The following is a 19,918-nucleotide window of genomic DNA, read 5'->3' as shown; positions in this document are numbered from 1 at the left end:
GGATGTAGGCCGACTCGGAACGGGCAGTAGCGCGCTCGCCGTGTTAGGCGTCAAAAAGGTCCCCAGCGCGCGGCGCGCGCCGGGGGAAGTGAAGCCGGAGCTGAGGCTATGAATTCCGCGGAGCTGGTTGTTCGAAGAATGGCTGAAAGCGAGCTCGGCCTGGCCGTCGAATGGGCCGCGGCCGAAGGCTGGAATCCGGGTCTATACGACGCGAAATGCTTCTATGCCGCCGATCCGGAAGGATTTTTCCTCGGCGAACTCGTCGGCGGCGAGCCGATAGGCTGCGTTTCCGCCGTAGCCTATGACAAGCATTACGGGTTCTTGGGGCTCTACATCGTTAAGCCTCAATATAGAGGACGAGGTTTTGGCCTGCAGCTCTGGGAAGCGGCGATGGCCTATATGAACGGACGCAATGTGGGACTGGACGGCGTCGTCGCCCAGCAAGGAAACTACAGAAGATCCGGGTTTGAGCTCGCCCATCGCAACATACGTCATCAAGGCAAGGGCGGCGGCGTAGAACCAACCGGTCTGACCGACTTATCCTCGGTAGCCTTCGCCGAGATCGCTCGCTATGATGAGACTGTATTTTCCGCCGCCCGTCCGAACTTTCTTCGGCGTTGGATTGAACAACCGCAAGGGGCAGCCCTTGGGGTCCTGGGCAAGCAGAGACTCGAGGGATACGGCGTGCTGCGCGCCTGCCGCCTGGGTTTCAAGATCGGGCCGCTCTTTGCCGACGATCCGCACATTGCAGGCCTTGTATTTCAAGGTTTGGCCTCTCGCGCGGCCGGACAGCCTATCTTTCTCGACACGCCCGAGGCCAATCCCGCCGCTATAGAACTCGCGAAACGGCATGGCATGGAGCCGGTGTTCGAGACTGCGCGCATGTATACGAAGGGATCGCCCGCCGGGCGGATTGATCGCTGTTTTGGCGTGACGAGCTTCGAGATTGGCTAAACGTTTTAGGTTGTGAGCCGTGGCGGTAGCGGGGCTGGTCATTGCTGTGATAAAGCCGAAATCGCTGGGAGCCGCAACCATATCCACCGGGCGGACGCGGCGCGCCGTATTCTACGCCCAGCCAAAACTAGCCTCGTTTCGCTCCACCCCAACAACGGACTCTAACTCCTCCGTTGACACAAGATGGGCTCCTCGTTAATGGCGACGGCCAGCATAGGATTGTCCCGACTGCCAGACGCGTCGCCGTGGACCGTCGCCAAATCAAGCCCATTGTCGCGCTGAGCCGCCGCCGCACCACCGGGAAAATTCGATGAGACAAATCTACGAAGGCAAGACCAGCAGCGGAATGGCCGCCGAAACCGGATGCCACGCGGAGATCATCAGCGACGGGAAGAGGGCGGTCCTGAGCCTCTTCAACATCGCAACCCAAACATGGAGCATGTCGATCGTCGACACGGCCGACAAATTGGCAAGCAACGCCGCCTGCGTCGCCTTTGCTATCGGCGCCGCGTCCGCCCCACAAGAGCAAGGAACCGTGACCGAGGACGGCGACGAGGAATATTTCGAGCGTTGCCTCGCCTTGGAGGAGGCGTTGAAGGCCGCGGCGGCGGAAAAAGGCGTCGATGTCGACGACGAAGAAGACGACGCCGACAATGATTTCCTCTAAGCGCATCGACGCCCATCTGCTCAACGAAATAACCGCGGTTTAGGGTCAAAGATCCTCAGACTACGAAAGAGTTCGAGATTCGCCGCCTATGTCGGAATTGGCAAGGGGGTGAGGAGGAACAGCGCTCGCAGCGCTGCTGTGACAGACGCTTTTGAAATTGAGCAGCCATTGAAGCTTTACCGCTCTTAAGATCTCCGAAGGTTAGAAACATACCGCCGACGCGCCTATTGCCGCTCACGTCAAGGCGCGCTAAGTCCTTCACCGCGAACGCCGCAGATGAGCTCTCCTCGCATGGCCTTTCCATGCGCTGCCGTGCGGCTATACGCCAAGAAACTCGAGATCCGATCTTGCCGGAGGCAGATAATTATGAAAACGCGCGCAGCCGTCGCCTTTGAAGCCAAGAAGCCGCTCCAAATTGTTGACCTTGATCTCGACGGGCCGCGCGAGGGCGAGGTTTTGGTCGAGATCAAGGCGACCGGGATCTGCCATACCGACGCCTACACCTTATCGGGGCTCGATTCGGAAGGCATTTTTCCAAGCGTGCTGGGCCATGAGGGCGCTGGCGTCGTCGTCGATGTCGGACCGGGCGTCACCTCCCTAAAAAAGGGCGACCACGTCATTCCGCTCTATACCCCGGAGTGCCGCGAATGCGAATATTGCCTCTCGCAAAAGACTAATCTCTGTCAGAAGATTCGCGCGACCCAGGGCAAAGGCCTGATGCCAGATGGGACCTCGCGATTCAGTTACGAAGGCAAGCCGATCTATCACTACATGGGCACGTCGACCTTCTCGAACTATATTGTGGCGCCGGAAATCGCGCTCGCGAAAATCCGCGAAGATGCGCCCTTCGACAAGGTCTGTTATATCGGCTGCGGCGTCACGACAGGCGTCGGCGCCGTTATCTGGACGGCGCGCGCCGAAGTTGGTTGCCGCGCCGTGGTTTTCGGCCTCGGAGGCATAGGTCTCAACGTTATTCAAGGGCTTCGACTGATCGGAGCGGACCAGATTGTCGGCGTAGACATCAATGACTCGAAGAAAGCCATCGCGGAGAAATTCGGCATGACGGATTTCGTCAATCCGAAGGAGCTCGGCGGCAAGGAAATCGTCCCCTATCTGGTCGATCTCACCAAGGGCGGCGCCGATTATACGTTCGATTGCACAGGCAATGTCACCGTGATGCGGCAGGCGCTCGAATGTTGCCACAAAGGCTGGGGTCAGAGCATTGTCATCGGCGTCGCGCCCGCAGGCGCCGAAATCCAGACCCGGCCGTTCCAGCTCGTCACTGGACGCGTCTGGAAGGGCTCGGCCTTCGGCGGAGCGCGCGGGCGCACCGACGTGCCGCGCATCGTCGACTGGTATATGGACGGCAAGATAAATATCGACGATCTCATCACCCATAAGCTGCCGCTCGACAAGATCAATGAGGGTTTCGATCTGATGCACGAAGGCAAATCGATCCGCGCCGTGGTGGAGTTCTGATGTCCGCGCCCATAGAGATCAGCCGGCATCGCTGCTTTGGCGGCGAGGTTGGATTCTATCGCCATTCCTCGAAGGAGATTGGCGGCGAAATGCGCTTCTCGGTCTTTGTTCCGGAAGGGCTAGGCGATCGGAAGGCCCCCGCGCTCCTATATCTCGCCGGACTCACCTGCACCGAAGAAACCTTCATCGTGAAGGCGGGCGCGCAACAGCACGCGGCCAAGGCCGGCTATGTGCTGATCGCGTCCGACACTTCGCCTCGCGACCGCCGTTTCTCCGGCGATGACGCGAGCTGGGATTTCGGACAGGGCGCCGGCTTCTATCTCGACGCGACGGCCGAGCCCTGGCGCGAGGCTTATCGGATGGGCTCCTATGTCGCGAGCGAATTGCCCTCCTACATCGAGTCGCATTTCCCCGTCGATCCGGCGCGCTGGGGGATATTCGGCCATTCGATGGGCGGCCATGGCGCCTTGGTCGCGGCCCTGCGAAACCCCGACAAATTCCATTCCGTCTCGGCTTTCGCGCCGATTGTCGCGCCGTCCTCTTGTCCTTGGGGCGAGAAGGCATTCTCGAATTATCTCGGTCCCGATCGCAAAGCCTGGGCGGAATGGGACGCGACGGCCCTGATCGAATCCGGACGCCGCCTGCCGCCAATCCTGATCGACCAGGGGCTAAAGGACCAGTTTCTCGAGCGCGAACTGCATCCGCATCTCTTCGAGGCCGCCTGCGCCAAAGCAGGACAGAAGCTGGCGCTGCGCCGTCACGAAGGCTATGACCACGGCTACTACTTCATTTCCACTTTCGTCGCCGACCATATTGCGCACCACAAGGCGATATTGGGCTGAGCCGCGGACGAAATCGGATTGAGATGGTCGGATATCGCGCCTGACGCCGCAGGTCGCCAAACGGTTCGGCTTTGCTCACGACGCACCGCTAACCTTGGGACGCGCAGTGGCTGGTCTGAACGCTACGCCAAGGGCGTGTCGCTCTGGCTCTTCGAGCCCTCATTGACGGCCATCGACGAGCATCTCGAGAAAATGAAGACCGAGCCATCCTGAAGGTGGACCTGCTGCATCGCGACATGCCAGTTGTCCGCACGCCCGATGGGCTTTGCGCGCTCAGCAAGGACCGGCCGTGTCGCCGGCCGGCGTCGAGCGCTACTTGCTAAGCAAATTCGCGAAAACCTTGATGCCGCGCGGCGCATGATGGAATGCGGGCGGGCGCCGCTTTTTCCCTTTGGCGCCCGCCCGTCGCGCGCCAGTAGCGCCGCACGCTCCGCAGCAGCGAGGACTTAACGATAATGCGGCCTTCATTTTGAGGTGGAACAATAAATATATTTAGTCTATAGAGAATACAAACTCATGGACCCGCGCCGCCGCCAATGCCAAAATCGACAACAATTGAATGGCCGACGATCTGTCTTGCCGCCTTCATTTACGGCGCTTGGTCGGCGTTGACGTTTTTCCACGCTCACTTGCCCATTTGGCTAGTGACGCCTTTCGGCTCCTGGCTGATCGCTTGGCATTCGTCATTGCAGCATGAGCTGCTGCACGGCCATCCAACTTGCTGGCGAAGCGCCAACCGGGCCATAGGGCTTGTTCCATTGTCGCTGTGGCTGCCCTATGATGTCTACCGAGCCTCGCATCTCGCCCACCATCACGACGAGACCTTGACCGATCCCCTACATGATCCGGAGTCCTATTATTGGACGCCGAAAAGTTGGTCGAAGATTGGAGCCGTCGCACGGCTCGTCGTTTGGTCCCAGACGACCCTCATCGGCAGGCTTGCGCTCGGTCCGGCGTGGAATGCAGGGCGTTTGCTCGCGCGCGAGCTTGCGCCCGCGCGAACAAACGCTCGGGAAGCGCTGGTCGCTTGGACGACGCATTTCCTCGGATGCGTCGCGGTTTTGATCTGGATCCTCGACGTCTGTGAAATGAGCCCTTGGTTCTATCTGTTCGGTATCGTTTATCCAGGGATCTCCTTGTCGCTCGTTCGATCGTTTGCCGAGCATCGCGCCGCGAAAGTTGTCGCGGAGCGGACCGCGATCGTCGAAAACGCTGGGATCCTCGGGCCGCTCTTCCTCTTCAACAATCTCCATGTCGTCCATCACGACCATCCGAATCTGCCGTGGTACCGCATTCCAGGTTGGTACCAAAAACATCGCGAGACACTGATCGCAAAGAACGGCGGGGTCGTTTACGATGGCTATTTAGACATATTACGACGTTACCTTTTCGCGCCGCATGACGGTCCCGTCCATCCCCTGGCGCCATGAACAAGATCGCAACCGAGATTACTCGCATTCGGCCTGTCGCCGCGTTTCCAATGTACGACTTTCCGCAACTTAGATCGGAAACTGATGCGTTCTGGCGTGCAATTGCTAAGCGCCTCCAAGACGCCGGAGTGACGGAGACTCCAAGCCGCCTGAGCAGATCGCAAGATTATACTGCTGCTTGGCGCGATCCTGGCCTAATCATCGGGCAAGCCTGCGGGTATCCTCTGATGAAGCAGTTCAGGAACAGCGCACGAATCGTCGCTGCGCCGCGCTACACATCGCGGGGTTGCGACGGCTTTCAGCATCGCAGCATTTTCATCGTCAATGCGAAGTCTGATTTTGAAATGCTGAGCGATTTGCGCGGCGGCGTCTGCGCCGTGAATGGCTTTGACAGCAACACCGGCATGAACCTGCTGCGGGCGACAATCGCTCCCCTCGCAGAAAGCAAGTCGTTTTTTGGGTCCGTCGTTGTCACCGGCTCCCATGTGGCCAGCGTCCAGGCGGTTGCAAATGGTCGGGCGGACCTCGCCGCCATCGATTGCGTCACGTTCGCGCATCTAGAGTGCTTCGAACCCAAGCTCACGGCGCGCGTCAGGCAAATCGGGCAATCAGTGCTCGCGGCTGCTCCCCCCTTCATCACCGCTTGGAAGACGGATGACGCTACTCTCGCCGTCCTGCGCAGAGCGCTGAACGAAGTGGCGAGCGACCCTGAACTCGGCTTTATACGATCGGCGCTGTTGATTGGCGGTTTCGAATTCGTTAGCGAAAGCGATTATGAGCTCGCATTGCAGATCGAGCGAGACGCCGCGGCGGCTGGTTACGCGGAGTTGCGATAGGTTCGGACCTTGAGGACGCCGCCCAAGCGCGAAGTCCAGCGATCAGCACTATCCGATTTACGCATCTTCACCCGCGAGAGAGCCTCAACTCATGAAACGCTCACGCAGTACGCATGAGATCGCTTCAAAGTTGGGGGTCGCGATGCCGCGTGACGTTGCGGGAACCGCGTTAATTTGCCGAGGTGGCCGCCGTCGAGCGAGACCACGATCGACTGAGCACAATATTTATCGGCCTGAGCTTGAACCAGTCGGGTCTGCATAGCGGCGAGAACGGATTTGCCATCGGCCAAGGTCAGCCAGGATTTCATCGATGGTTGAGCGGTCGTTTTCATCCAAACGGGACCCCTTTAAGTGGGGTCGGCAGAACGCCTCCGGTTTTGATCGGAGGCGTTGGATGCTGGTTGTGGAGATGATTGCAAAGATACGAGGCGCCTTGGATGTGGCGCGCTGCAACTGTGCACGATAGCTTCCACGTCATGCCGCAAGTTGAGGTAATAGTTAGCCACCCTCCCAGCCTTGTCGGTCGGATCGAGGCCTTTCTGCAATCATTTGTGATCCGGTTAGCCCACGCGCCCCCAATCTTGAGCCGGTCCCGTCGCCGCCGCGCTAATCACGGCGCTGACTGATTGCGTCGCCAAGCGCTTCTCTGAGCGGATCGAGCCAGGGGTCGTAGCGCCGCCACTGGGTGAGCCCCTCGCGGAAAAGCGGCTGACGCACTTGTTCCGAGCTTGGCGTGTTTATTGCGCGCCGGCTGCGATGGAACTCCAGACAGGCGGGGTCGAATTCGAGTCCGCAATAGGCGAGGATCCGGCGCACGTTGCCGCCGAGGTCGTCGACCAGGTCCTCGTAGCTGACGCGAAGCACTCGTCCCGGCAGGACACGATCCCAGTGACGCATCAGCTCCAGATACGTCCGATAGTATCGCGCGATCTCTTCAATTCCGTAGCAGAATTCCTGCTCTCTCGCGTAAAACTGCTTCAGGTTGCTGACGCAGCAGGCCATAGGCTCGCGCCTGATGTCGATGATCCTTGCCTCGGGCAGCATGAGGTGGATCAGGCCGACGTGCCGGAAGTTGTTTGGCATCTTATCGACGAAATACGGCCGCCCGCGCCGATAGACCTGGGTTTCGTCCAGGTAGCGGCGCCCGAGGCGCTCGTACAAGGCCGGGTCCAGGCCTGGCAGCAGGCCGGGGTAGCGGGTATCGTCGCGGTTCGGTTCCTGTTCCTGTAAATCCGAGACGATCCGAGGAATGTCGTTCAATTCCTGCGTGCCATCGACGTCCGGGTGCGAGGCCAGGATCTGCTCGATCAGCGTCGAGCCCGAGCGCGGCAGGCCGACTATGAAAATCGGGTCACGCGCCGCTGCGCCGGCGCCGGCGCGGGCGGCGAAAAACTCCTCGCCGCACACCTCGAGCAGACGGCGGGTTTCGTCCTCTATCGCCTCGGGCTGGTAGCCGCTCTTTGCCCGCGCCAGCGAATTGCCGCGCTCGTAAAATGCCCAGGATCCGCCATAGTCGCCCCGATCCTCCAGCGCCTTTCCGAGAGCGAAGCAAAGGTGCGCGCGATCCGGCAGTTCCAGGCCTGGGAGCGCCTCAAGGCCCCGCATGCGCTCAAGCTCGTCGTCGGAGAAGCGATACGTCTTCAGATTGGCGAGGCTCCAGTAAGCGTCGCCGATGTCGGCTTGACCGCCAGTTGCGTCCTGGTAGGCGCGCACGGCCTCGTCGGCGTTGCCGAGCGCTTTCAACGAATGGCCCAGCACGATCCGCAAGTGATTGCGCTGCGGCGTCTCCGAGAGCAGTTGGCGGAAGATCGGAACCGCATCGTCGTGGCGTCCCAGGCCTGCGAATATGGTGGCGCGAAGAAATCTGGCCTCGGGATCAGAAGGCGCGGCCCGCAGCAGGCGATCGACCTGCGCCAGCGCCGCCGGATAACTCTGGCGCTCGATCAGAATGCGCACGTAATCCAGTTGAGCGTTGGCGTAACCCGGCGCCTTGTCCACCACTTCGCGGAAAAGGCCTTCCGCCTGATTCGCTGCGCCACGCCGCTGGGCGATCCTCCCGAGCAGGCGTAGCGCCTCGACATGCCTTCCTTGGCTGGCGATGTAGCCCGTCAGAAGATTCTCGGCTGCCGCATGCGCGCCGTCGCAGAACCAGCTGCCCGCCTCGACGATCGCGGGCGGCAGTTCTTTGAGCCTCAAAAGATGCTGCGATGCGGCGCGGGCTCTCTCCGGCTGGCCGGCTGCGCTCAGAAGTCTCTCCAGCATTGCCCAGCTCGACGGTAGGGCTGAATTCAATCCGACCGCAGTTTCGAAGGACTCGATGGCGCGCGCCGGATCGCCCAACGCGACATGGCAATGACCGCGCTCCTGGAAAAGGAGGCTGTAGTCCGGGTGCGCCTGCTCGAGGACATCCAGGGTCTCCAGCGCATCCTTTGCCTGAAAGAGCAGCCGCTGGTTCAGCGCCGACAAGTATAGTGCGCCCCGCAGAGACGGCGCGCGCTGCAGCAAAGCGCGGGCCGCCGCCAGCGCATCGACGTGCCGACGAAACCGAGTCAGCTCCTGGACGCGACGCAACTCGTGGGCGAGAGCGTCGGCATCCGTTTGTCCTCGGTCCAGCTCGGTCACCATAGCTTCGCTTTAGCTTCATCAGAGCGCAATTGTCCCTCCCTAGGTTGCGGCGCCCGGCCGATTTCGCAGGGGCGCCAATCGGCCGGCGTCGATCCGTCACGCGCACACCCTTGCTTGGGGGGAGGCCTTATTTGATGAAAAAAACCGATCGCCGTCAAATCTTGCAATTGCTGGGCTTAGGCACCTTGGCCGGCACTCTGGACTCGACTGTCGCAAAGGCGCTTGCGATCCCGGCCCACAACCACACGGGCACGATCAAGGATGTCGAGCATATTGTTATCCTGATGCAGGAGAATCGTCCGTTCGACCATCATTTCGGAACATTGCGCGGCGTCCGCGGCTTCGCCGATCCGCGCGCGGTCAAGATCAATCTCCCGCTTCAGTCCGGCGGCAGCGTCAAGGCGTCGGTGTTCCTACAACCGGCCGGCGCGACCTATGCAAGCTACGGCGTTCTGGCCAACTATGGCAACCTCGGCGGCCCCGCGAATGGCGTTCCGGTGATCCCGCCGTTCCGCATCGATCCAGCGAAGCTCAGCGTTGGGCTGAAAAGCCTCGGCTTCAGCTATATTGACGGAACCGATCACAGCTGGAGCGGCACCCACCTTGCTTGGAACTCTGCTCAGTACGACAGCTGGGCGATCCAGAAGGGTCCGCTGGCGATGTCCTACTTCACGCGCGACGACATTCCCTATCATTACGCGCTGGCCGACGCCTTCACGGTGCTGGACAACTACTACCATTCGCTCATGGGCCCGACGAATCCGAATCGATGCTATATGTGGACGGGATGCGTCGGCAACGTCGACTATCTCGGCGCGGCTGGATCGGATGGCTACGGCTCCGGCCCGATCACTGGCAACGGCCTGAGCCCGAAGGGCCACTACCTGGCCTGGGAGACGCTTCCCGAAGTGCTCGATAAGGCGGGCGTGACCTGGAAGATCTATCAGGATTTGGCGGGCGCCACCTTCGCGCCGGATTTCGGAGACGGGGGACCCTCCGACAGTTTCTCTGGCAATTACACTGACAACTCGCTGCTCTACTTCGCCCAATACGCCGCGTCCAGCAAGGGCAGCTCGCTGTTCGATAACGCCTGCACAGGCACGGCGCTGGCCTACAATCAGCCTTCGCCCGGCGCTCCGGGCTCGGCCTGGGAGGCCTGGGCCCTCGGTCTGTTCGCCCAATTCAAGGCCGACGTGCAAAACGGCGCGCTGCCCCAGGTCACGTGGTTCGTCGGTCCCTACGGATACACCGAGCACCCCGAAGCCCCGGTCAACTATGGCGCCTGGTACATCTCGCAGATTCTCGACATACTGGTGTCGAAGCCCGAGGTGTTCAGCAAGACTGTTTTCATCGTCAACTACGACGAAGCCGACGGCAGCTTCGACCACGTCGTTCCGCCTACTCCGCCGGTCACATTCCCGGCCACGCCCGACATTGGCGCGTCAACGGTCGACTACCACAATGAGATCGTCACGACCTCCACGCCGAACGGCCCGATCGGGCTCGGGAACCGCGTGCCCGCCATCGTGATCTCGCCATGGACCAAAGGCGGTTACGTGAACTCCCAGGTCTTCGATCACACATCGACGATTCAATTCATCGAGAAGCGCTTCGGCGTCTTCGAGAAGAACGTCTCGCCCTGGCGCCGCGCCGTCTGCGGCGACCTGACGTCGGTGTTCAATTTCAAGAATCCGAATGACGAGCCGGTCAAGCTGGTGTCCACCGCGAGCTTCCTGCCGCCGGTCGGCGAGCTGTCCGGCGCCGTCAACCCGCCGTCCGTCTCGGTCACGAAGGACGGCGTGATTATCGGCGTTCCTCAGCAGGAAAAAGGCGTCCGCCCGGCGCGCGCCCTCCCCTATGATCTGAGCGTCCACGACAGCGTCCGCGCCGCCACCAATACGGTCGAACTGTTCTTCATCAACAGCGGCAAGGCCGGCGCGGTGTTCCAAGTTCGTTCCGGCGGCGCCGCCGATCCGGTCAGGAACTACACGGTTGAGGCTGACAAGAAGCTGTCGGGAAAGTGGACGGTCTCCGGCTCGTACGATTTGAGCGTCTACGGTCCGAACGGGTTTTTCCGTTCCTTCAAGGGCCGCCTTGGCTTGGGCGCCATAGCGCTCGAGGTCCGGTCCGAACGCGAATCCGAATGGGGCTTCGACGGCAACGGCTCGATCTCACTTGCGCTGCACAATGCTAGCTCGCGGAACGCAAACGTGACCTTGCTCGATGCGTACACCGGCGAGAGAGTCCACCGCGTGCTTTCTCCGGACGGGCATGCCGACTTCCCGCTGTCGGTTGACCAATTCCAAGGCTGGTACGATCTGGTCGTCACGATCGCGGAGGATCCGAGCTTTGAGCGCCGCCTGGCCGGGCATCTCGAGACAGGACGCGACAGCATATCGGATCCGGCGATGGGCGGCCTGGTGGCTCTGAGGGCCTGAGGACGGGCCTTTCGCGCAAATCCCTGGCTTTCCGGGAACGGCCGCGCCTACCGGCGCAGCCGTTCTTTTCGTCCGCCGCGACGTTCGATGCGCCGGCGCGCCAAACCTTCGTCGCGGAACTCGTCGGGGATAAAGACTTGCACAACGCGGTGACGCTCAACTCGACCTCGTTCAATGCTGCACGGATGATCGGCCGGGTGGCGGGCGCGCTTCTCGGCGCCCGCCGTGAGAAGCCCCAGTTTCCGTTGCTGCTGATCGGCGCCGCGATCTTCGGGCTCGGCTGCATGCCGGCCGCCATTGCGCCCGGCCACTGGTTTTTCGCCGGCGCGCTCGTCGTCATCGGCGTGGCGGCACTTACCCTCACCAATACGACGAACAGCCTGATGCAGTTCCCGACCGAGCCCGCCATGCGCCGACGGGTGATAGCGCTGCGCGTCGGCATCGCTCTTGGGGGCGCGCCGATCGTCGGCTGGGTCGCCAACACGTTTGGCCCACGCTGGTCGCTCGGCGTCGGCGCTGCTTCCGGCTTTGCTGCAGCCCTCGTGGCCGTTTACGCCTTGGCTCGCCCGAGACGCGACCTTCGGTTTGATCTTCTGCGCCTCGGATTGTCCTTATGAACGTCAGCTATCGGATAGGCGCAGTTGTTCGAGATCGGCGATCAACCCAGGTCCAGTCGGCTCCCATCCGAGTCGCTTCCGCGTCAGCGCGCTGGATGCGGGCATATCGTAGGCCGCAAACATGCCAATCCAGCCAAAAAAGGCCTGGGCCTCTTCCGGGGCGATGGATTTGACCGGCAGCTTCAGGCGCCGGCCAATGGCTTCGGCAATATCGCGCATCGAGACGCCCTCTTCCGCGACGGCGTGATATTTTGCGTTCAGCTCAGCCTTTTCGATCGCCAGCCTGTAGAGACGCGCTACGTCGAGAACATACGCCGCCGGCCAGCGATTGCGTCCGTCGCCGACATAGGCGCACACGCCCTTTTCGCGGTAGACCTCGATCGCAGGGGTGATGAGACCCTGCTTGACCGGGTCGTGGACCTGGGGAAGGCGCATTACCGAGGCGCGGACGCCCTTTAGCGATAGAGCCGTCTGTTCCGAAACACGGGGAAATGGGAAATCCGCCGGCATCACGTCATCTTCGATCGCAACCTGGCCGGGCCCGGCTAATCCCGCCAACCCCCCTGTGACGATGAGCGGCCTGTTGGAACCAGCCAGAACGGAACCCAAGGCTTCAATGGCGCGGCGGTCGATCGCGCAATTCTCCGCGAATTTCGACCAGTCGTGGATGAAGGCCAAGTGAATGACGGCATCGGAAGCGCTTGCCCCCTGACGCAAGCTATCAAGGTCTTCAAGCGAACCGCGAAGAACATCCGCGCCAATGGCGGCCAGGGATTTTTCCCCTTCCTCCGAACGGGCCATGCCGAGAACCTTATGTCCGGCGGCGATCAGTTCCTTGACCGTGGGAATGCCTATGAATCCGGTTGCGCCGGTGACGAAAACACGCATGAGCAGGTCTCCAGGGTTCGCTGGAGACAAATGTCGGCTCGCGATCTATTCTGGTAAAATAGTGACTTTATCATAGTAAGATACTTAACAGGATGAGCGAGCACTTCACGACCGAGAATCTGCTCGGGACCTATCTGAAGGTCCGCCGGGCGAAGCTCGATCCGGCCGCGTTCGGCTTGTCGCCGGAGCGTCGCCGCACGCCCGGCCTGCGCCGTGAGGAAGTGGCGCAGCGGGCCAATATCAGCCCGACTTGGTACACGTGGCTCGAACAGGGTCGCGGCGGCGCGCCCTCGGCCGACGTGCTCGACCGGATCGCCCGCGCGCTGATGCTGACGGATGTCGAGCGCGAGCACCTCTTCCTGCTCGGCCTCGGCCGCCCGCCCGAAGTGCGCTACCGGAAAAACGACGACGTCACGCCACGGCTGCAGCGCGTGCTCGATGCGCTAGACCCGAGCCCTGCCGTGATCAGGACCGCAATATGGGATGTCGTGGCGTGGAACCGGGCCGCGACCGTGATGCTGATGGATTACGGATCGCTGCCGCCGGAGCAGCGCAATATCCTGCGCTTCATCTTCCTCGACCCGCGCGCCCGCGCTGCGCAATACGACTGGGAAAGCGTGGCGCGGTTCGTGTTGGGCGCGTTCCGAGTAGATGCCGCGCGTGCAGGGGCCGCGGCGGAGGTGGGGCCTCTCGTTGATGAACTTTGCCGGCTCAGTCCCGAGTTCAACGCGATGTGGCGCGACAACGACGTTCGCGGCGCCCATGGCGAAGCGGTCAAGCACATACGCCACCCGGTGCTTGGTCCGCTCGCCTTTGAATATTCGGCCTTTTCGATCGACGGCCGCACGGATCTCAGCATGGTGGTCTACAATCCGGCGACGCCGACGGATGCGGAGAAGATCAAGTCATTGCTTGCCAAACCGCCGTTGCAGCCGAGCCGGACGTCGAGGACCGCCGCCAATGCCGCTAAAGGTTGTTGACGCGGGCAACACAGATAGCGGGCTTGGGTGGTTTCGCGACGGACGCAGGTGCGATCCTCGCCAACTTACCCGGTTGGTTCGAAGACCTATTGTGAGATTCACCCGCACCCCGGCCCTCAAGTTCCGATCGCCTCGGGGGTTCATCGTCTTAGTGCTTAACTCAACCCGCCCGGTGTCCGGTCAACCGGGGCGCACACCCTATTCATTCACCCTTTTTCTTTTTGGTGGGTTTGGCGCCTTTAGCGCCACCTTCGCCCGGATCCGCCGAGAAAAAGGCCTCATATTTATTCGGCTTGCCATCGAATTCCGCCGCCTCCGGCAGGGCCTTACGTTTGAACGCAAGATTTGGCCAGATCTTCGCCATGTCGGCGTTGAGCTTGGGGAAAATACCAAGGTTCTTGGCAGTATCGGCTTTAATCGCTTGGGCCGGACATTCTGGCTCGCAAACACCACAGTCGATACATACATCCGGATCAATGACCAGCATGTTCACGCCCTCGTAGAAACAATCGACGGGGCAGACCGCCACGCAGTCCGTGTATTTACATTTAATGCAATTGTCGATCACGACAAAGGTCATGACTACCTCCCGGGTGGCGCACTCGGTCCGCGCCTACTTGATTATCGGTGTGCTAAACCCTTTGCAGGGCCGCCGCAAGAACGTTGCGTGCTGCCTTTAGTTAAACGCCAGCCGTTGAGACTCTCAAGCTGTTTTTTTCGTCAAGGCCGCCAAGTGTTGGCGGCGGCGAGAATCCGCGCATAAACGGCGCGTAGTTCATTGCGCTCGATCGTCGGCGTATAGAACCGGTCGATCTCACGGACCTGGTCATCGACTTCGACGACCGATTGCGCCTGGGTGCTAGGCCCATGTCAATGCTGGCCTTCGGCGGCTGACGGCATTGACTCGGGTCTATCACTCAGCCTTTGTTGCTCCCATCGGACTAAAAGCAAGTTTTATGCCCTCTTTACCCGCGCGTCGGATTCACGCCAATTCCGATCGCCGTCCACACCAGGTTGTTCTATTCACTCAGCAGCGACGCGCTCACGCCAGCCCAATTGACGCAGAGCCCGGTCGATCCATAACTTTGTCAGCTTCTCCTGCACGTTGTTTTGCGAGAGACGCTGGCGAAGGCTGGCGAAATCGACGCGGTCGAGCGCCTGATCCTGGTTGAAGCAGGAGAACACGACCGTCTCGGCCCCGGTGCTCGGATCGCGATGAAGCTGGAGACATTGCCCGCAGATTTCTTTCATCGCGCATTGCATCGGCGAGTTGATCGATCCGATCGCGGCGTGAGACGGTTTCAGCAGCGGCTTCAACACGCCATGCCGCGCCTTGGCCACGGCGTTCATCATGCCGTCCGAACCGATCGCGATGATGCGATCGACCTCGTCGAGCGGGATAGCCGGCGTGCCGAGCTTGCCCGATCCATAGGCCTCGATCGCCTCCACAATATTGCAGACGATGGTCGAATCCTGCGGCCGGGTCGGTTTGAAGCCGGGGGCTTCGTCCGAGCACCAGACGATGACGTCGGCCGCACGCTCGATCTCTTCGATCTTGTAGCGGTCGATCAGACGTTTGTAGCCGGCGACATAGATAACCTTCGATCCAGCCGCGCGAAGCGCTTGCCCGATCGAGAACAAGACCGCATTGCCGAGGCCGCCGCCGACAAGCAGCGCGGTCTCGGCCGGCGGCGTTTCGGTCGGCTCGCCCGTCGGTCCCATCAAGATGACAGGCTCGCCCGGCTTCAAATGCGCGCAGAGATCCGACGAACCACCCATTTCGAGAACGATCGTCGACAGAAGACCTTTCTCCTTGTCGACCGAAGCGCCGGTGAGCGCTAGGCCCTCCATCATGAGCGTCGTGCCGCCGGTACGGGGCGCCAAGGCTTCGAAGTTCTGCAAGCGATAGAATTGTCCCGGCTCGAAGGCGCGCGCCGCGAAGGGCGCCTGGACCGTAACTTCGACGATTGTCGGCGTCAGGCGTTCGACCGATTGCACGGTGGCCCGCAACCCCTCGTTCATCGCCGCGGCGAGGACCGCCGGCCTCACGACCGAATGCGGAATCGACGTCATTTTACGGCTGACGACCGGATAGCCCAATTTCGCGCTGGCCATGGCCTTCACGACATTGCCGGCGAAGCTCGGATGGAGGTCGCCGAAGAAGCTCACGGCTCTTCCGTCGAGCCGCGCGCTCATCAACACATGAACGGTGTCGGGCTTGCAGGATTTTTCCGGGCTGACGGGCGAGCCGTCCTCGCCGTAGGCCTGGAAATAGCGGCCGTCGAGGACGACATTGTCGGGGTCTTCGCGGCCGAGCACCGTGTTTGGCTGGGTTCCCGCCGCCACGATGATGCAGCGCGCCGGCAGCGCAACCTGCTCGCTGGTTCCGTCGGCCGCTTTGCGCGACACAACCAGAGCTTCCGCCGCGCCCCAGCGGTCGACCTTGACCTGCTCGGGCGTGAGGCCTTCCGCGAAGCGGATGCCTTCCTGCATGGCCAAAGCCACTTCTTCATGGTTCAGGGTATAGCTCGGCGAGTCGATCAGACGGCGGCGATAGGCCAAAACCACGCCGCCCCATTGCTCCAATAGATCAGTAATACGAGGCTTCCGTCCTTCCGCCGAAGCGGCCTTGCGCTCCTGCCGGATGGCTCTCGCATGCGTGATGAATTCGTCGGCGATCTCTTGCTCGGCCGGCGACCAGACCGAACGAACCAGCGACTCGCCATGTTCGGCGACAAGCGTTTCGTAGCGGATCAGGAATTTCTCGACCTGCACGGGATAATAGGCCAAGGCCTCGGTGCCGGCATCGATCGCGGTCAGGCCGCCGCCGATCACCACGACGGGCAGGCGGATCTGCAGATTGGCGATCGAATCCGCCTTGGCGGCGCCGGTCAATTGCAGGGCCATCAGAAAGTCAGACGCCTGCCGGACGCCGGGCGCCAAGCCGTTCTTCATCGGAATGACGGTCGGGCGCCCCGCGCCCGCGCAGAGCGCAATATGATCGAAGCCCAGTTCGAAGGCCTTATCGATGGTCAGCGTGCCGCCGAAGCGGACGCCGCCGATCATGGTGAACTGGCTCCGGCGTTCCAGCAGCAACCGGATGATCTTCAGAAAGTTTTTGTCCCAGCGAACGGTAATGCCATATTCCGCGACACCGCCGAAGCCAGCGCCGGACCGCGTCTCCAACGGTTCGATCAAAGCCTTCACGTCATAGACCGGCTCGAACGGCGCCCGGAGGCCGTGTTTATCGACGCCGGACAAAGCCGGCTCGAGCGGCTCGATCTTCAATCCATCGACCGCGACGATGCTGTGACCTTCGTTCATCAGATGATGCGACAAAGTGTAGCCCGCCGGTCCGAGACCGACGACAAGCACTTTGTAGCCGGTCTCCGCCTTCAGCACAGGACGGCGAAGATTGAGCGGACTCCAGCGGGTCAGCAGCGAATAGATCTCGAAACCCCAAGGAAGGGACAGCAGTTCTTTCAGGGTTTGCGTCTCGACCTGCGGGATGTCGACCGGCTCCTGCTTTTGGTAGACGCAGGACTTCATGCAATCGTTGCAGATGCGGTGCCCAGTTCCCGCGCACATGGGATTGTCGACCGTGACGATCGCGATCGCGCCGACCACGAAGCCGCGTGTCTTCACCAGATTCATCTCGGAGATTTTTTCTTCGAGCGGACAGCCGTTGAGCGGCACGCCGAAAGCGCTGCCCTTGAAGCCTGGCTTTTCCTTGTCCTTCAATCCGGTGGAGCAGCTGTCCCTGCCCTGCTTGTGGCACCAGATGCAGTAATTGGCTTGATCGAGCGCGCCGCGCAGATCCATGCCGTGATCGGTCAGCGCGAAGCCTTCGCGATGCCGCCAATGGTTTCTTGGCAGATGCGCCTGAATGACGCCGTCGATCACTTCGGTCTCGACCGGAACGAGATGTTCGGGATTGAGCTTGTGCGGCGCCTTGAACAATACGCCGGACTTGTGAATCGCGTGGCCTGCTTCGGAAAGCGTCGCCCATGCGGCGTAGCTAGCCGCTAGGTCAAGCGCAGCTTCGTTCGCTTCATCATCATCGTCGGCGTCGAGCCATTTCTGCACGTGGGACGCGTAGCTGAGTTCGGTGAGCGGTTCGCCGAATAGCTTTTCGAGGTCGGCCCGGACCGCTGGTCCGTCGATAGCCTCGGCCTCTTCCGGCTCGACGCCCTTGACCGCCCGGCGCTGTACGAACAGCCGCTTGACCGTATAGATCGGCGCCAGTTCATCGTGGCGCGCCTGCATCGCCGAAATCTCGCCGGATATTCCGAAGAGCTGGCCGATAAAATCCTCGACATGCGGAGCCGCGTCTACGATCAGATCCGACTGGCTTTTGGCGTCAAGGGACGAGGGGTCCGCACGTCCGACCGCCAAACGATTGTGAAGCGCAACGTCGCTTTCGGCCAAATGTTTGATGAACGCCTGGTCGATCGCAGCCGTCCCGTCGACGGTATAGAGCTGCTCAAAGCTGAAGCCCATTCCGAGTTGAAGCTTATGCGCCATTTAAAATCCTATTGTCGAGCGACATGGCTCAATTTGCGGAAGCTCGAAAGCATCATGCAAAGCATGTACCCCACGACGGTATGTAGCAAAGTCCGAGGTTTGGGCACAAGCCAAATGCGTCTCGATAAATCCCGCCTTATACATAGCCGCTCTGTCCTTCGTCGAGGTTGGCGCAATCGGGCCGATCACCTGGTCTTTGATCAGATCGTTGAAGCCGCCATCTCCGATGCAGCGCTGAAGCAAGCGGCAGCTGTCAATCCTGGAGACAAGTTCGAGCTCGTGTTCAAGAACCTGCTTTAGGCTCCGTTTGTCGAACGCATAGATCAGAATGAGCAAATCTTCGCACGCTTCATGAATGATTGGTCTTTCCAGAAAGTTGTGACCGGCTGGCTTTCGTCAGAGGCTTTTTTGACTAGCCGACGGCATCCAGCGCAAGCGAACTGGTAGCCATATGGTAGCCGGCCTCCCACCTGTTTGGACGTGAGTTCCGCAACCCTTTGATAACATTGGCTGGGGCGGGAGGATTCGAACCTCCGGATGGCGGAATCAAAATCCGCTGCCTTACCACTTGGCTACGCCCCAAACGCCGCTCCGTTCAAAGGCTATCGCCCACGGCGGGCCGGACCATAATGCGTGCCTGCTCGGGCCGCAACCGGTCTCGCCCCAGAAGTTTGAGAGATCGCAGGAACGGAATCTTGCCTAACTCGGCCCTGACGCGTCTCGCCTCAGCCGGTTGCCGCATGGCGCTCGCCTTCGGAGCCGCCCGCAATGAACCAAAACACGGCGCCGGACACCATCCCCGTGAAGAAAAATACAAGCGCAAAGCGCAGTTCCTCAGGGCTTGCGCTCGTCACCCTATGAGTATGAAAAGCGCCCCGGATAAGCCAGGGCGTGGACGCCGCGATGAAACCTGTCGCCCCGGCGTACCAGAAGAATGAGCGCACCTTGGCGATCTCACCGAGCAGAACGGCGAAGACCAGGGGCATGACGCAGATCGCCATAACCGCCGTCCAGGCGAAATGGAGGAGGCCCGCCGTATCGGCGCGGGACAGCTCATTGAGATCCACCCGAGTGAGGGCGAAAAAAGCGACTTCGGCCAAGGCAAAGCCGGCGTCTCGAGTCACCGGGTCGATAAGCGCCGCAACCGGCAGCACCGCAAGCCCTGCCGCAATGGCTATGGCTATGCCAAACGAAACGACGATGGCCCGGCGTATGCGGTTCATGCGAGTCCTCTTGTTTCGATCCGTAAGGATCATTCGCCGCATCGGCCTTTCCAATTGGCTCTGTCAATGGCGCCGGACCTAGGTCTTCGACCGCCTCGCGGGAGGCCCTAAAATATAATGATCCTCTGCCGAAGCTTGCGGCATCCTGGCCAAAGCTCCGCGATCGACGCGGCGCCCCCGCCACAAGCCGAGTTCGGCCCGATTTCGGTGGTTTTCATTAGCGCCCCCATTCGTTACCCTCGATCCGTGAGGCGAACCCGGTCTCGGGCCGTGCAAAGGCCCGAGACCATTACGAAACCATTTTCAGTGAAGCGAACGCCGACGCAATGTCACAGGGATGCGACAAAACGAGCAGAATGCGCGTTTTTCTTTTTACGGCTCAGTTCAAAAGCGCCGTTACATCCTTTCCAGCGCC

Annotated in this window: 16 protein-coding genes and 1 tRNA gene; 9 read left to right on the top strand and 8 right to left on the bottom strand. The window is 61.0% G+C overall.

Going from position 1 to position 19,918, the window contains the following annotated elements; translation table 11 throughout:
* The first annotated feature begins 138 nt into the window (after positions 1-138).
* From RZS28_RS14720 to RZS28_RS14695, 6 genes are all read left to right on the top strand, one after another.
* The gene (locus tag RZS28_RS14720; protein ID WP_407338488.1) at positions 139-954 is read left to right on the top strand and encodes a GNAT family N-acetyltransferase; all 816 of its coding nucleotides are present in this window, start codon (positions 139-141) and stop codon (positions 952-954) included.
* A gap of 310 nt (positions 955-1,264) precedes the next feature.
* Positions 1,265-1,621, top strand: coding sequence for a hypothetical protein (locus RZS28_RS14715; RefSeq protein ID WP_407338487.1), 357 nt, complete (start codon positions 1,265-1,267; stop codon positions 1,619-1,621).
* Positions 1,622-1,987: 366 nt separating this feature from the next.
* Positions 1,988-3,100, top strand: a complete 1,113-nt coding sequence (locus RZS28_RS14710) for an S-(hydroxymethyl)glutathione dehydrogenase/class III alcohol dehydrogenase (protein WP_407338486.1) — start codon at positions 1,988-1,990, stop codon at positions 3,098-3,100.
* Complete coding sequence (gene fghA / locus RZS28_RS14705) at positions 3,100-3,942, top strand: S-formylglutathione hydrolase (protein ID WP_407338485.1); 843 nt, start codon at positions 3,100-3,102, stop codon at positions 3,940-3,942. Before RZS28_RS14710 ends, fghA begins: the two co-directional genes overlap by 1 nt.
* Positions 3,943-4,478: 536 nt before the next feature.
* Positions 4,479-5,372, top strand: a complete 894-nt coding sequence (locus RZS28_RS14700; RefSeq protein WP_407338484.1) for a fatty acid desaturase — start codon at positions 4,479-4,481, stop codon at positions 5,370-5,372.
* Positions 5,373-5,599: 227 nt separating this feature from the next.
* Positions 5,600-6,208, top strand: a complete 609-nt coding sequence (locus RZS28_RS14695; protein ID WP_407338483.1) for a phosphate/phosphite/phosphonate ABC transporter substrate-binding protein — start codon at positions 5,600-5,602, stop codon at positions 6,206-6,208.
* A gap of 89 nt (positions 6,209-6,297) precedes the next feature.
* On the opposite strand, the gene RZS28_RS14690 is transcribed toward RZS28_RS14695, so the two are convergent.
* Positions 6,298-6,540: a hypothetical protein gene (locus tag RZS28_RS14690; RefSeq protein WP_407338482.1), complete on the bottom strand. Its 243-nt coding sequence runs from the start codon at positions 6,538-6,540 to the stop codon at positions 6,298-6,300.
* A gap of 274 nt (positions 6,541-6,814) precedes the next feature.
* Complete coding sequence (locus tag RZS28_RS14685; RefSeq protein ID WP_407338481.1) at positions 6,815-8,833, bottom strand: sulfotransferase; 2,019 nt, start codon at positions 8,831-8,833, stop codon at positions 6,815-6,817.
* Between the two features lie 134 nt (positions 8,834-8,967).
* Here RZS28_RS14685 and RZS28_RS14680 point away from each other — a divergent pair, with 134 nt between their 5' ends.
* On the top strand, positions 8,968-11,271 hold the full coding sequence (locus RZS28_RS14680) for a phosphocholine-specific phospholipase C (RefSeq protein ID WP_407338480.1): 2,304 nt from the start codon (positions 8,968-8,970) through the stop codon (positions 11,269-11,271).
* A gap of 137 nt (positions 11,272-11,408) precedes the next feature.
* A complete protein-coding gene (locus RZS28_RS14675) occupies positions 11,409-11,888 on the top strand; it encodes a hypothetical protein (protein ID WP_407338479.1) in 480 nt (159 codons plus the stop codon).
* 3 nt (positions 11,889-11,891) lie between these two features.
* Here the strand turns inward: RZS28_RS14675 and RZS28_RS14670 are convergent, their stop codons facing one another.
* Positions 11,892-12,776, bottom strand: coding sequence for an SDR family oxidoreductase (locus RZS28_RS14670; protein ID WP_407338478.1), 885 nt, complete (start codon positions 12,774-12,776; stop codon positions 11,892-11,894).
* A gap of 92 nt (positions 12,777-12,868) precedes the next feature.
* Here RZS28_RS14670 and RZS28_RS14665 point away from each other — a divergent pair, with 92 nt between their 5' ends.
* On the top strand, positions 12,869-13,756 hold the full coding sequence (locus RZS28_RS14665; RefSeq protein WP_407338477.1) for a helix-turn-helix transcriptional regulator: 888 nt from the start codon (positions 12,869-12,871) through the stop codon (positions 13,754-13,756).
* 202 nt (positions 13,757-13,958) lie between these two features.
* Here the strand turns inward: RZS28_RS14665 and fdxA are convergent, their stop codons facing one another.
* The 5 genes from fdxA to RZS28_RS14640 form a co-directional block, all read right to left on the bottom strand.
* The gene (gene fdxA / locus RZS28_RS14660) at positions 13,959-14,336 is read right to left on the bottom strand and encodes a ferredoxin FdxA (RefSeq protein ID WP_407338476.1); all 378 of its coding nucleotides are present in this window, start codon (positions 14,334-14,336) and stop codon (positions 13,959-13,961) included.
* Between the two features lie 443 nt (positions 14,337-14,779).
* On the bottom strand, positions 14,780-18,280 hold the full coding sequence (locus tag RZS28_RS14655) for an FAD-dependent oxidoreductase (RefSeq protein WP_407338475.1): 3,501 nt from the start codon (positions 18,278-18,280) through the stop codon (positions 14,780-14,782).
* On the bottom strand, positions 18,281-18,616 hold the full coding sequence (locus RZS28_RS14650) for a hypothetical protein (RefSeq protein WP_407338474.1): 336 nt from the start codon (positions 18,614-18,616) through the stop codon (positions 18,281-18,283).
* A 171-nt stretch (positions 18,617-18,787) separates the two neighbouring features.
* Positions 18,788-18,862, bottom strand: a tRNA-Gln gene (locus RZS28_RS14645).
* A 143-nt stretch (positions 18,863-19,005) separates the two neighbouring features.
* Positions 19,006-19,503, bottom strand: a complete 498-nt coding sequence (locus RZS28_RS14640; protein ID WP_407338473.1) for a hypothetical protein — start codon at positions 19,501-19,503, stop codon at positions 19,006-19,008.
* Positions 19,504-19,918 lie beyond the last annotated feature (415 nt).

This window comes from Methylocapsa polymorpha, assembly GCF_045689225.1.
Classification (GTDB): Bacteria; Pseudomonadota; Alphaproteobacteria; order Rhizobiales; family Beijerinckiaceae; genus Methylocapsa; species Methylocapsa polymorpha.
Note: the sequence above shows the minus strand (reverse complement) of the source record. Positions and strands in the feature narration are given on the sequence as shown.